The sequence below is a fragment of the Pedobacter africanus genome (assembly GCF_040548825.1).
Taxonomy (GTDB): Bacteria; Bacteroidota; Bacteroidia; order Sphingobacteriales; family Sphingobacteriaceae; genus Pedobacter; species Pedobacter africanus_A.
In genome coordinates, this window is the sequence record NZ_JBEPSL010000001.1 from 600445 (window position 1) to 614107 (window position 13663).

At 41.2% G+C, this 13663-nt stretch carries 12 protein-coding genes; 9 read left to right on the top strand and 3 right to left on the bottom strand.

All coding sequences use genetic code 11. From position 1 onward, the window contains the following. Positions 1-119 precede the first annotated feature (119 nt). Positions 120-980 carry a sigma-70 family RNA polymerase sigma factor gene (locus ABIE26_RS02355; protein ID WP_310140469.1) on the top strand — a complete coding sequence of 287 codons (861 nt, stop codon included), beginning with the start codon at positions 120-122 and terminating at the stop codon, positions 978-980. Positions 981-1095: 115 nt separating this feature from the next. Next, complete coding sequence (locus tag ABIE26_RS02360) at positions 1096-1719, top strand: NUDIX hydrolase (protein ID WP_310140466.1); 624 nt, start codon at positions 1096-1098, stop codon at positions 1717-1719. Here ABIE26_RS02360 and coaD read toward each other — a convergent pair. From coaD to ABIE26_RS02375, 3 genes are read right to left on the bottom strand one after another with little or no spacing between them, the layout of a single operon-like run. Further along, positions 1714-2175 carry a pantetheine-phosphate adenylyltransferase gene (gene coaD, locus ABIE26_RS02365; RefSeq protein WP_310140463.1) on the bottom strand — a complete coding sequence of 154 codons (462 nt, stop codon included), beginning with the start codon at positions 2173-2175 and terminating at the stop codon, positions 1714-1716. The two genes, ABIE26_RS02360 and coaD, sit on opposite strands and share 6 nt — an antisense overlap. Positions 2176-2187: 12 nt before the next feature. After that, positions 2188-2727 (bottom strand): RsmD family RNA methyltransferase, encoded by a 540-nt coding sequence (locus ABIE26_RS02370; protein ID WP_310140461.1) that lies wholly within the window; start codon positions 2725-2727, stop codon positions 2188-2190. Next, a complete protein-coding gene (locus tag ABIE26_RS02375) occupies positions 2718-3548 on the bottom strand; it encodes a DUF3822 family protein (RefSeq protein WP_310140458.1) in 831 nt (276 codons plus the stop codon). Before ABIE26_RS02375 ends, ABIE26_RS02370 begins: the two co-directional genes overlap by 10 nt. A gap of 52 nt (positions 3549-3600) precedes the next feature. On the opposite strand from ABIE26_RS02375, the gene ABIE26_RS02380 reads away from it, so the two are divergent. The 7 genes from ABIE26_RS02380 (at position 3601) to ABIE26_RS02410 (ending at position 13658) form a co-directional block, all read left to right on the top strand. Then, positions 3601-5043, top strand: a complete 1443-nt coding sequence (locus tag ABIE26_RS02380) for an ATP-dependent DNA helicase (RefSeq protein WP_310140456.1) — start codon at positions 3601-3603, stop codon at positions 5041-5043. A 19-nt stretch (positions 5044-5062) separates the two neighbouring features. Continuing rightward, positions 5063-5749, top strand: a complete 687-nt coding sequence (locus tag ABIE26_RS02385; RefSeq protein WP_310140454.1) for an MCP four helix bundle domain-containing protein — start codon at positions 5063-5065, stop codon at positions 5747-5749. Between the two features lie 81 nt (positions 5750-5830). After that, on the top strand, positions 5831-6481 hold the full coding sequence (locus tag ABIE26_RS02390) for an RNA polymerase sigma factor (RefSeq protein WP_310140452.1): 651 nt from the start codon (positions 5831-5833) through the stop codon (positions 6479-6481). A 76-nt stretch (positions 6482-6557) separates the two neighbouring features. Then, positions 6558-7745: a FecR domain-containing protein gene (locus ABIE26_RS02395; protein ID WP_310140449.1), complete on the top strand. Its 1188-nt coding sequence runs from the start codon at positions 6558-6560 to the stop codon at positions 7743-7745. A 204-nt stretch (positions 7746-7949) separates the two neighbouring features. After that, on the top strand, positions 7950-11477 hold the full coding sequence (locus ABIE26_RS02400) for a TonB-dependent receptor (RefSeq protein ID WP_310140447.1): 3528 nt from the start codon (positions 7950-7952) through the stop codon (positions 11475-11477). Positions 11478-11495: 18 nt separating this feature from the next. Then, on the top strand, positions 11496-12941 hold the full coding sequence (locus ABIE26_RS02405) for a RagB/SusD family nutrient uptake outer membrane protein (RefSeq protein ID WP_310140445.1): 1446 nt from the start codon (positions 11496-11498) through the stop codon (positions 12939-12941). A gap of 42 nt (positions 12942-12983) precedes the next feature. After that, positions 12984-13658 carry a fasciclin domain-containing protein gene (locus ABIE26_RS02410; RefSeq protein ID WP_310140443.1) on the top strand — a complete coding sequence of 225 codons (675 nt, stop codon included), beginning with the start codon at positions 12984-12986 and terminating at the stop codon, positions 13656-13658. Positions 13659-13663 lie beyond the last annotated feature (5 nt).

Sequence of the window (13663 nt, forward strand, 5' to 3'; positions counted from 1 at the left end):
AAATTTTATTCTGTTTTTGGTGGGTCATTCCGGACAGCCTCCTGTAATGAACAGAGTTCTAGTCTTTTTGATATAAGCTGTTGAACTTTGGCATGCAGAATTAAATTTTCAAATAGCTCATGAAGGAAATCAAAATGGAACGATCCATTACCACCAGAGGGCAGGATTCACTGCAACGTTATCTTAAGGATGTCTCAGGATATCCTTTGCTCAGCGCAGATGAAGAAATTGCATTGGCACGTAAAATTAAAAATGGAGATCATGCTGCTTTGCACCAGCTGATCAACTGTAACCTTCGGTTTGTGGTGTCGGTAGCAAAAAAATATGAAATGCAAGGACTGCCACTTGCTGATTTAATTGAGGAGGGAAATATTGGCCTGATGAAAGCTGCAGAACGTTTTGATGAAAGCAGGGGTTTCAAATTTATTTCTTATGCGGTGTGGTGGATCAGGCAATCTATTTTGGAGGGTATAAGTACGCATAAACGCTTGATCCGTTTGCCATTAAGCCAGATAAACGGGGTGCATGGTCTCGAAAAAGCAGCACAGATACTTGAACAGCAGCTGGAACGCCGTCCGGTCAAGGACGAGTTGATTGAGTTTATGGACATTTCAGAAGGTATGGCGCATGATTACCTGCAAAGCACAGTCTGCGGCTGCTGGCTTGACCAGCCTTATGAACCGGAAAATGGGGAACTTCTGTATGTGACACTGAAAGATCCTGGCCTACCCGAACCAGATGTGGAGTTGGGAAAAGCAGGATTGAAATCTGATATTGAACTGATGCTGAAAGCGTTAAGTCCCCGTCAGCAACGTGTGCTTAGTCTTGCTTTTGGCCTTGGAAATGATTTTCAGTTAATGAACGACGATATTGGTAGTTTATTAGGACTTAGCACGGAAACGATCAGGCGGGCAAAGAAAAAGGCTCTCACACAACTTCGTGAGATTAAGAAAATCCAGATGATGCGGGAGTATCTGTAATAAATTGTCAGATAAATTTTAAAGAGGTGCAGTAATTCTGTACTTTTAAAACCTGGTTTTTGGCTGTTCGGTACCATGAGCATAGCCTTAAACTTTTTTAATGCAGGCAGCAGTTATGAAAGCATACAGAATTTATATTAACGACAATACTTTATACATCGCATCTTCCTTACCTGAAATGTCTGATGAAGTGGAGCAGCTAAGTGTAACAGGTTTTAGTTTTGCAGGTTTTTATACATCCTTGGGCACAATCGCCGGAAAAAATTATGTGCTGCTGGATGCCGACCCAAAAGCTTTGTTTAAAAAAATCAGGAAAAGCTGTCTGATCATTAAAGCAGCAGGTGGATTGGTGGCCAGTACAAAAGGAAACTACCTGTTTATTTTCAGAAACAAAAAATGGGATCTTCCAAAGGGCAAGGTAGAAAAAGGTGAGAAAATGAAGGAGGCGGCGTTGCGGGAAGTAGAGGAGGAATGTGGTGTAAAGATATGGACCAATGACGAGAAGCTTTGTAAAACTTATCATGTGTATACACTGGGCAGCAAAATTGTGCTGAAAAAGACCAATTGGTATAGTATGACGGTTAAAGGAGAGCCTAAACTGATCCCGCAAAGGGAGGAGGGTATTACCAAAGCAAACTGGCTAAACAAAACAGAACTGGCACCGATATTGGCCAATACCTATCCTTCTATTATGGATGTGCTGGAAGCAGCCGAACTTTTGGGGCAACGCGTTTTATAGGTGAGCGATGGCTTCCGGGGGTAAAAACTTGCTCACATCGCCATTGTTCCTTAAAATATCCCTAACGATAGTAGAACTGATGGCAGAGTATTCGGGCTTGCTCAGGATAAATATCGTTTCCATTTCAGGCATCATGGTCTGATTGATCTGTGCAATGGCCCTTTCATATTCAAAATCGCCAACAGAACGGATACCCCTTACCATATAGTTTGCATTGATCCTTCTGCAGAAATCAACAGTAAGGCCTTCATACAGCTGTACATCAACATTTGAGATTCCTGCAAATACTGTTCTTACAATTTCTCCTCTTTTTTCTGCCGATAAAAAACTTTGTTTTGAACTGTTCAATCCTATACCTACCACAATTTTATCAAACAATGGTAATGCACGTTTTAATATGTCTACGTGGGCAATGGTGATGGGATCAAATGAACCAGGAAAGAGTGCGATCTTCATAACGTAAATAGATTAATCGGGTTTTTCAAAAAAGCTGAAGGAGGAATTTCCATACCGCCTGGTTTCAGTAAAGCCAGGCTTATCATTCAGTTTTAGCAAAGATGGGTGTTCTACTATTAACAAACCGTTATCAGTAAGTAAGTTGTTTTTAAATACCAGTTCAGGAATCAAAGGTATGGTTGGCAGGTTATAAGGCGGATCTGCAAAAATGAGTTGAAAACTTTGCTGATGTTGTTCAAGGAATTTGAAAACATCGGCCTTATGTACTTCGATTTCTGTTAGTTTGTGTTTGTCAGCAACTGATTTTACCCAATGTACGCAGCCGGAATGTTTGTCTATTGCTGTAACCTTTTTTATACCCCGGGATGCGAATTCGATGCTGATGTTCCCGGTTCCGCAAAAAAGATCCAGCGCCTCGCAGTTGTCAAAGTCGTACGTATTGTAAAGGATATTAAAAAGTGCTTCTTTGGCCATGTCTGTTGTAGGCCTTACAGGTAAATTCCCGGGGGCATTAAAGCGGATGCCCTTTAATTTTCCTCCTATTATTCGCATAGATCGAGTGCCAGCAGGCTGCTGTAATAGTGAGCGGGCATGTCGTCCAGAATTTTCTGGTCAATTTCTCCCGCAAAAGGTAAATTAAAATGTATGTTGCTAAAATACTTTTGTATACACTTATAGTAGGTATTTTCCTGGTCTATAATTCCACTCAGGTATACCTGGGTGTTGCTGGTGTTGATGTTGAGCTGACTGATGATGAGCAGCAGGTAATAATTAAACTCTTCTGCATGATCTGTTTGGTAGTAATGCTGAAAGATGAGCTGGCCATTTTGTGTGTAGGCTACATTAAAAGACGCAGCTGTAAAGTCGAGTACCAGGGCCTGATTGCTGTTTTGTGCAGCCAATGTTAAAACTGATGCATTTTGTGCGTAAAGCTTGTAATTGTTTAAAGAACCTGTCAGCATATCTTCAGTAAATTGCTGAAGCGTAAAAATGGAAGTGAAGCCAAAAACATTGAAAGGCCTGGTGTATAAATTAGCAGATTGTTCTTCAGTAAAGAATTTTGCATACTGGTTCAATTCCTGTGCATTGAACAGTTCATTAGGAATGTTTATGCTGTTTTCGGTATGTACAGCGGCTTTGACCTCTTTAAAAGGCAGACCTAAATAGCTGTCGTTTTTAAGCCTGCGGGAAAGTGTTTGTGGAACATCTGTACATTCCTGCTCATCATATACGGCTTTAAGCTGTTTGCTGTTTTTATCAATAATTGCGTACGACAGACTATCTGGTGTTATTTTCAACAACAGATCGCAATCTTCTGCCGTATTTGGGTCAAATTCCGGATCAACTAATAGTATGCTGTTTTTATTATCCATATTAGCAAAATTAATCCTTTTTTCTATAACATCACCATCGCATATTTGCTAAATGGATAAAGCAGCAATAATACAAGCTTCTTATGAATTCGTACCCACAGCAGAACAGCTTGATTTTTGCAGGGAAATGGCCTCTTTTTTATCCGGAGGACTGGATGGGCAATGTTTCATCTTAAGGGGCTATGCCGGGACAGGTAAAACCACTTCGCTAGCTGCCCTGGTAAAAGCCCTTCCACAGTTTAAAGTACGATCGGTATTGCTGGCCCCAACGGGTAGGGCAGCAAAGGTAATGGGCAACTATACCGGTAAAAAGGCACTTACTATTCACAAAAAGATATACAGAAAACGTTCTGCCGTTGGTACTGACCTGTCCTTTCAGCTGGCACCTAATCTTGCCGAGCACACTTTGTTCATCGTAGATGAGGCATCTATGATTGCCGACGAATGGATTTCGCATACTGGTTCCTCTTTTTTAAAGGACCTGATGGAATTTGCATATAACGGTAAAAACTGTGCAGTGGTATTTGTGGGCGATACGGCGCAGCTGCCTCCGGTTGGCAGTATTGAAAGTCCGGCTTTAAACCCGGCTTACATCGCTTCAAATTTTGGGAAACAGGTAAGGGCGATTGAACTTAAAGAGGTGGTAAGGCAGGAAAAGAAATCGGGTATCCTGGCCAATGCCACCATGCTGCGCAGGATGATCAGCGATCTGGAAAAAGATGAAGAGGGTAACATTATATTGCCGAAATTCATGACCCAAAATTATAAGGATATTTTCAGGATGACCGGTTTAAAGCTGGTAGAGGGATTGGAATATGCCTATCGGAAATTTGGCATAGAAAACTGCCTGGTGGTTTGCAGGTCTAATAAATCGGCAAATGTATACAACCAGCAGATCAGGGCGAGGTTGCTTTACAGGGAAGAAGAGCTGACAGGTGGAGATCAGATCATGGTGGTGCGGAACAATTACTTCTGGCTTCCTGAAAATGAATCAGCAGCCTTTATTGCCAATGGTGATATGGCCAGGATCGTCAGAGTGAGGAAAACCGAAGAAAGGTACGGATTGCGATTTGCAGAAGTACAGTTGGAATTTCTTGACTTTCCTGATGTTGGTGCAGTTACGTGTAAGGTGATGCTGGATACACTCACAGTTGACGCTCCCAATTTATCTTATGAGCAAAACAATCAACTCTTTGAACAGTTAAATATAGACTATGAACATATTAAAAATAAGCGGGAAAGGTTCAATGCAATTAAGGAAGACCCTTATTACAACGCACTGCAGATTAAGTTTGCTTATGCCGTGACCTGCCATAAAGCTCAGGGCGGGCAATGGGACGCTGTGTTTGTAGATCAGGGTTATTTAACAGATGAAATGGTAGATATGGATTTTTTAAGGTGGCTATATACTGGTGTAACAAGAGCGAGAAGAGAATTATTTTTAGTAAATTTTGCGGCTAAACTGTTTTCGGCCCCCGCAGAAGAGCAGTTTTAACCTTAAATTGATATTCGTTATGAGATTTGCATACTCTGTTAAACAAAAAATGAAAATTGCGGTACTGTTGTTCTGTATCATGGCTTGTACCTTACTGATCAGGTTTTTAGAAGATAAGAGTGTGAAAAGCATGAACGAGTCCTTTGTATCGATGTACAATGACAGACTGATCCCTGCAGCAGATCTGTTTTATGTAGCTGAAAAGGCCTACCTGAAAAAGTCGTTGTTTGAAGATGCCTTATACGAGCCGGAGCACCTGTTTAATGTCGATAAGTTACAGGTGCAGCTGGCAGCACTGAATACCTCTATAGATTCGCTGATACAGAAGTACAGCAAGACCTTGCTGGTAAGGCAGGAAAAGGAACAGCTGGTACATTTAAAAAACGGACTTGGCAGTACGGTAGAAGTAGAAAATAAAATCCTAGCAACTGCAAAGGCGGAGGGGCTGGGAGCAGCAAGGGTGCTTTATGAAACAGAGGGGCGTGAATCTTCCAGGACGACCATCAAAAAACTTTCTGAACTGATGAACATTCAAAAGCAGGTAGGTGAGGAGCTGATCAAGGATTCAGCCTTTATGGTATCGGGCAATAAGATTTACTCAGGCTTTCAGGTTGTACTGGCCATTGTGATCGGGATATTGATTGTTGGTATTGTATTTACCTCTAATGTGGTGAAAATCAGTAATGATAAGTTTAATTTAAATTAGCCTGCAGCTTAAGGGCTTGTGGTACCTGTTTCTGCATAGAAAATCTTTTGTATAGTATATTGTTACCTAAATTAGTTATGTTTGAGTATACGAATTAATGCTAAAGAGGGTGAAATAATGGATAGCAACGTAGTGAGTGTGCTTAAAGATGAAAACAGGCTTCTTGAGGAAGCTGCTGCGGGAAGCCGGACGGCTTATACCATCTTATACACTTTTTATTTACCCAAACTCTACAAATATATTCTGCCTTTTACGCGTTTTTCTAAAGAAGATACCGAGGAAATTCTGCACGATATTTTTATGAAAATATGGGAACGAAAGGAAGGCCTTTCGGGCATAAGGTCTTTTAACAGCTATATCTACAGCATGGCAAGGAACAAATTGGTGAACCTGCATGAGCATAGCAAAGTAAAACAGAAGGCGTTTGATTACATTGTAAACCATAGCGAATTGTCTGGAAACAGTGCAGATCAGAATTATATTTACAGCCAGTACCGGGAGGTGATGCAACGGGCCATTGATGCTCTGCCACCCAAACGCAGGCAGGTGTTTGAAATGAGCACTTATGAGGAGTTGTCGCAGGACCAGATTGCCACAGAACTAAAAATATCCAAATCGATGGTTAAAAAACAATTGTATGCAGCCACCCGGCATGTGAAGGAATACTTGCGTTTACACACCGATCTGACCGTTTTTATGGGCCTTTGTTTTGCCAGCGGATTAATCAAATAAAAATATTTAATTTTTTTCGGTAGAGGGGTATCTAATTCCGGAGCTTGCCTGTCTCATCAATAAACCGGCTTACTTTATGACCCTACAAGAAGTAAAAGATTTATTGAAACCAATTGCTGCTGGTACCAGCACGCCATCACAAAGAGATGCTTTTGCGACTTGGCTGGATTATGCAGAACAGTCTGATTATAAGGAATTACTCCAGGCCTGGGAAAAATTATTGGAGGATCAGCCTGCAGAGCGCTTGCATCATCCGGAATTAATTTCCAGAATAGAAGCCAGCATAGATAAGACTGAAGTTGCAGCAGTTCCTCTTTATGAGCGAAAGAAAAACCTGTTCCTGAACTGGAAAACGGTAGCCGCTGCGGTTATAGCCATAACTTTTGTTATTTTCCTGTATCGTTCAATGAAAAATACGTCGCTGAATAACGGTGCTCAATATGCAAATGAGATTAAACCCGGGGGCAACAATGCTGTACTGGTACTTGCAGATGGCTCGAAAATAGATTTGAACAAATTGGGAACTGGGGAAGTAGCCCGGCAGGCGGGAATTAAGATTGTGAAAAGTGCAGACGGCCAATTGGTTTATACCATTATAAAAAATAGCGACGCAAATGCAGGTGGGCTTTTTAATACTATCAAAACCCCTATTGGCGGACAGTACAAGGTTAATCTTCCCGATGGCAGCCAAGTTTGGCTAAATGCGGCTTCTTCGTTACGCTATCCTGTAGCTTTTGGAAACGATGAACGCAGGGTTGAGCTTACCGGGGAAGCGTATTTTGAAGTGGCAAAGGATAAGGCGCGGCCATTTCGTGTGTTGAGCAGCCAGCAGACCGTGGAGGTGCTGGGGACACATTTTAATATCAACAGCTATGCTGATGAGGGGAATACCCGAACCACCCTGCTTGAAGGACGCGTGAAGGTATTTACCGCTGTAAATAAGAAAAATGTAATCCTGAACCCAGGGCAGCAGTCGCAGGTTGATACCTACAATATCAGCGTAAAAGATGTTGATGCCAGTGAAGCAGCCGCGTGGAAAGAAGGATATTTTGTATTTAATGCAGAGAGCATTCCATCGGCCATGCGTAAGCTGGCACGTTGGTATGACCTGGAAATATCGTATGAAGGAAATATAAATGATAAAGATCTGGCAGGCTCGGTATCGCGTTTTAAAAACGTATCTGAGGTACTTAAAACACTGGAATTAACGGATATGGTGCACTTTGAGATTGATGGCCGGAAAATTAAAGTTATAGCGAATTAGCACTGTGAAAAACAATACCTGAGAAATCAACCAACTATAAACCTAAACCAACCAAATATGAAGAAATAGAGACTCACCACAATTGGTTTATCTGGATTAAAAAGACCGGGAGGTGCTTGGAACCACCTCTCCGGTTAATTTGTCTGGATCAAACTTAATGAATTTTCGAAGACCAATTATTGTCAATCCAAACTAAACAAATGTATGAATAAAAATATTCATTGCCGGCCGGCCTGTGAACAAAGGTGGCTATGTATAAAAAAACAGATCATCATGCGCATTAAGATCATCGTCGTATTAATGACTGCAGCATTTTTACAGGTAAGTGCCAATGGTTTTGCCCAGAAGATCACTTTAGCTGAAAAAAACGCTTCTCTGGAACAGCTTTTAAGTAAAATAAAAAAGCAAAGCGGGTATACTTTATTGTATAGTCCGCAACTCATCAAAAAAACAAAACCAGTTTCGTTGAATGTCACCAACGAAGAACTGATCGCTGTCCTGGAAAAATGTTTTGAAGGACAGCCCCTAACCTTTGCCATTAACCAGAACACCATAGTGGTACGAAAGCGGGAAGAGGAAAGCCATATGTCATTTTTGGTGTTACACTTTAAACTGATTACCGGTAAAGTAACAGATGCCAAAGGTTTGCCTGTACCAGGTGTAACTGTAAAGGTTAAAAACAAAAACACAACAAGAGTAACCGACAATAAGGGCGATTTTTCTATTGACGTAGAAGATGATGATGTGCTTGTTTTTAGTTTTATCGGATTCAAGAGAAAGGAGATCGCCGTTAAGGGCCAGCAGTCGCTTAAGGTTGCGCTGGAAGAAGACCAGTCGCAGTTAAATGATGTTGTGGTTATTGGATATGGCGAGCAATCCAGGCTCAAAACTACCTCCTCTATATCCACTGTAAAAGGGGAGCAGCTGGAGAATAAACCTACCGCAACCATTGAAGCAATGCTGCAGGGACTTGTACCTGGGTTACTGGTTCAGAATAGTTCGGGGATGCCGGGCGCCAGAAGTAACATTCAGGTAAGGGGATTGGCTGCGGTTTCAAGGGATGCAAATTCGAATATTGTAAGTCCGCCGCTATTTGTGGTAGATGGGGTACCTATGGAGCAGGATAACTTCGATACTTCAAATCCAAACCAATCATTAACCAGCTTGCTGGCAGGAATTAACCCTTATGATGTGGAATCTATAGATGTATTGAAGGATGCTTCAGCCACAGCAATTTATGGTTCACGCGGTGCAAATGGTGTGGTGATGATCAAGACCAAGCGCGGTAAAGCAGGAAAACCTATTGTAAATCTAAATACACAATACGGGTTTTCCTACTATCCCGAATTAAGAAGCACACTAGGGGGGAATGCTGAACGGGCTCAAAAGCTGAAATTATGGGACATGTATCAGAAAGCAACGCCGGCTGAAAACCCTAAGAATAGCTATGGAAATCTGCCAATTGAATTGACTGATAGTCTGAATAGCTTTTACAATAACTCTACAGATTGGCAGGGGATTTTGTTCAAAAATGCAAATTTTAAAAATATCAATTTAGGCATTAGTGGTGGAACTGAGAATGCAAACTATAGGATCGGAGCCGACTACTATGATGAAAAAGGTATTGTTGTAGGATCAGGTTTTACCCGGTATTCATTAAGCTATAATGGCCAATTTAGCCCGCTGCCCAGCCTCAATATTTCGGCCCAGGCCATTTTGAACCAGGTCGATGCCAGCGCTAAGCGAGGTTCTGACAATACAGCTTCGGTAATAGGTAATGATTTTACCTCTTCTTTATTTCCTTCACCTTCAAGCGGTTATTTTACCCGGTTTTTAGATGCCTATGATAAGTCTGTTAACTTAAACCTTAGCAGGAACATTATTGCTAAGTTAGAATTGAATTATGACGTTTTTAAATGGCTGAGCCTGGTTTCAAGAGCTTCGGCAGTTTACAGGTTCGACCGGCAAAGAGGTTTTGTGCCCTCCCTTGCATCAAGTAATGGAAAGCCTTCTGCCTCATACTATGCGCTGGAGAACCTTAAATTGGTAAGCGAGACTTACCTGAGATTAAACCATAAAATTGCGAATGCACATACCATTGATTTTGTATTGGGAAATGCCATTGACGTTACCACTACAGACTACATCAGAGGCAGTGGTACAAATGGACCTAGTGATGCACAGCAGGTTATTTTTGGATACCCGCAAACCAATATCTCATTGCTGACAAGTAATACAGACTATGGGATGCTGTCTTATTATTCCCGTTTATCATACGATTACAAAGCTAAATATATTTTACAGGCGGCAATCCGTACAGATGGTTCATCGAAATTTGGGAAGGAGAATAGATGGGGGTATTTTCCTTCTGCATCGGCTGCCTGGATATTTTCAAAAGAACCTTTTTTTGAAAAACTGAGTTCCCGGTGGTTCAATTTTGGTAAACTCAGGACTAGTATCGGGCGTGCGGGTAGACAATATGATGATAATTATCTGTCCGTAGGCCGATACAATGCCAATACTACTTATGGAGGGGTATCCATTCTTGCTCCTAACTACGGCGGCTCAAACGGAATCCCGTTGCCGAACCTGACCTGGGAGAGTACAATTAACTATGGTGGGGGACTTGACCTGGAATTTTTTAACGGAAGGGTAACTTCTTCTGTTGATTACTACTACAAGAAAACAGATAACTTTCTGTTTGATGATCCGCTTCCAACCACAAGTGGTTATGCAAGGCGTTTTATCAATGGCGGGGCCTTGTCCAATAAAGGGTTAGATTTGACTTTTACCATTTATACGCTACCGGTTAACAAGGCCTTTCAATACAATATTACTTTAAACGCTTCCAAAAATAAGAATACCCTGCTGAAATTGCCGGATTTTGGCCGGAGCATTAGTCGTGGTGTTACTGGTGCCTATTTGCAGGTAGGAAGACCATTAAATGGTTTCTATCTGCTGGAATATATGGGGGTGTATAAATCAGACGATGAGGTGCCAATTAATCCCTATACAGGTGCCAAGCTCAGGTCTATCTATAAAAATGTTGTAGGTTTTGGGGGAGCCTATCAGGCTGGCGATGCAATATTCAGAGACCAGAACAATGATGGCTTGATCAGGATAGATGACGACGATTACTCGGATAAAATTTACATGGGCGATCCCAATCCGAAAGTTTACGGCGGTTTAAACCATTCGTTCCGTTATGCCACAAAATCGGGTGCTGCATGGCAGCTGGATGTTTTTATGACCTACTCTATAGGTAACAAAGTGATCAACCAGACTTTAAACGATCGTTTTAGAAGCATTAGCTGGGAGGGTAATGGAAACCTTAATTTCCCAAGCGGACAAAGAAATCTGGTTGATATTTCTAAATATGATATATGGACGCCTGAGAATCCCGACGCAAAATACCCTAGTATAAATCCATGGAGAAAGGATCAGGTAAACTATGACTTTATAGGCAACTACGTTAGTAACAGTAGTTTGTTTTTGGAAGATGGCAGTTTTTTAAGGTTAAGGAATATCAGTCTGTCGTACGATTTTCCGCAAAATTTTATAAAGAAATTCAAAGGAAGGCGCTTGAGGGTGTTTGCAAGTATGGACAATGTGTTTCTGTTGACCAAGTATACGGGGGTAGATCCTGAGAATGTAGATAATTTCGGAAAAGAGCAAGGTAATGGATATCCGATACCTAAGAAGTTCAATTTCGGGCTAAACTTTGAATTGTAAATTTTAATAGTCAAGATCATGTTAAAATATAAAACCCAAAAAGCAGCAATCGTTTTGATCGTACTGTTTTTTACACTAATGTCTTGTAAAAAAATACTTGAACGAGATATTATTTTGAGTCCAACGGATGCAAATGCCTTCGAATCGCCGGAGGATGTGAACCATGCTTTGGCCGGAGCCTATGTTTTGCTGCGGGATATTTTGCCTGACAAGCTTTTTCTATTTGGCGATGTACAGGCGGATAATTTTAATAATCCAAAAAACAAAAGTTCAAGGACAGAAACAGACCTTCAAAGGAGAAGTGGTATAGGTGATCTCATTCAGGCCGGAGCAGGTGATTGGAATGGCTTTTATAAAACCATTGCCCAATGCAATCTGATATTGGAACGCATACCTGGGGTGCAGGGGTATACGTTGGATCAAAAGGAACGTTATACAGGGGAAGCTAAGTTTTTGCGGGCACTTTGTTATTTTTACCTGGCACGGTTCTACGGAGATGTTCCGCTCATTTTGAATTCAGTAGATATTTCCAATGTTGCCCGTTCACCGCAGGATAAGGTATTTGAATTAATCAACGCTGATCTGGATGACGCAATTTTAAAATTAAGGGTGGCAAGTCCCGACGGAGATAAAAACATTCGTGCAACTAAAGGTGCTGCAATTGCAATTAAGGCGCATGCCAAGGCCTGGCAGCAAAAATACGACGAATGCGAAAAACTCTGCAACACTGTAATGACTATGGGCAACTATAGCTTAATTACTGACTCAGCAGCTTTGATCAATATATTTATCGGTAAGTCGCAGGAAGGTATTTTTGAACTGGATTTTGATTCTAAAAATAATGAACTCCAAAAGAATAAAATGTATAACAGGACGCTTGGAAGACCTTATTATAAAGATCAGAGTGACGGAGGGGGTGGTACAGACGACTATGTTCTTGGCTTTACGCAAACGGTTAGAAAAGTTTTGTTTCCCGATGCAAACAGGGATATCAGAAGGGATGTTTGGTTTGTTAAAGATACCTGGACCAAGGACATTCTTTATTTTGGGAAATACCGGACATTAAAAGCACAGGGGGATACGACCTCGCAGAACATCAATGAATCTAACATGATCATTACCCGTTTGGCCGATATTATTTTGTTAAGAGCAGAAGCTTTGAACGCTTTAGGCCGTACATCTGAATCTGCTGTTGAGCTCAATAAAATTCGTAACCGAGCGAAAAGGACAACCTACAAAGGCGATGGGATTTTAGCAGATACGATTTTATTAGAGCGCAGAAAAGAACTGCTGGGAGAAGGACATTACTTTTTCGACCTGGTGCGGACCAGGCTAATGGCAAAATATCATTCTAAGATTAAACAGGCAGACTGGTACGAAAAAGGTGCATGGCTGTTGCCAATAAGTCCTTCAAATATTGCGGCCAGTAATTTTGTAATTACTCAGAATGAGTTCTGGAAATAGGTTCTGGTAAAAAAGAGATCAGTTTAACTAAAAGATTTTCAAATGAAGAAGATAAATATTATAAAACCCGCATTTTACATCTGCATTTGTATAGCTGCGTTTGTAGCTTGTAAAAAGCATGATTACTATAATGATGGCGGCCTGGCTAGGCAAAGCGAACTCGAGAAGTCTATGACCATGTACGACTTTCTGACGAGTAAGAAACAAGGGAATTTTGATTCCTTGTTAAAGATCATCGACTTGACGGGAACGAAGTCTGTTGTCAACCAAAATAACATTACTTTTTTTGCGCCCTGCAATGAGAGTGTTATGGGCCTTCAGAATCAATACCGGGCAAATCCTGATGATGCAAAGCAGCTTCGACGTCCTTTAAATAAGATGAATGTAGATACACTAAAAATGCTGTTGAACAGGCTAATTGTACCCAATTCCAGAATAACAATTGACCAGGCGTATATCGATGGGGTAAAATACTATAAGGACAGCAATGGCGATAGTTTGTTGATAAAAGGGGTAAGAGATGATTACAATAATGGCGGTGTAACAGCTATTGGGCAAGGTCGGATAAAAATCGTTTATGAACACCGAAGGACGCTGAAAGATAAAGAGAATTCAATTCTGCAAATGAAAACCCACGATCTGATTACAGCAAACGGAATGATACACGTTTTGCAGGGCGGATCTAGTTTTCACACAGGTTTAATCATTAAAAAATAAGTGTC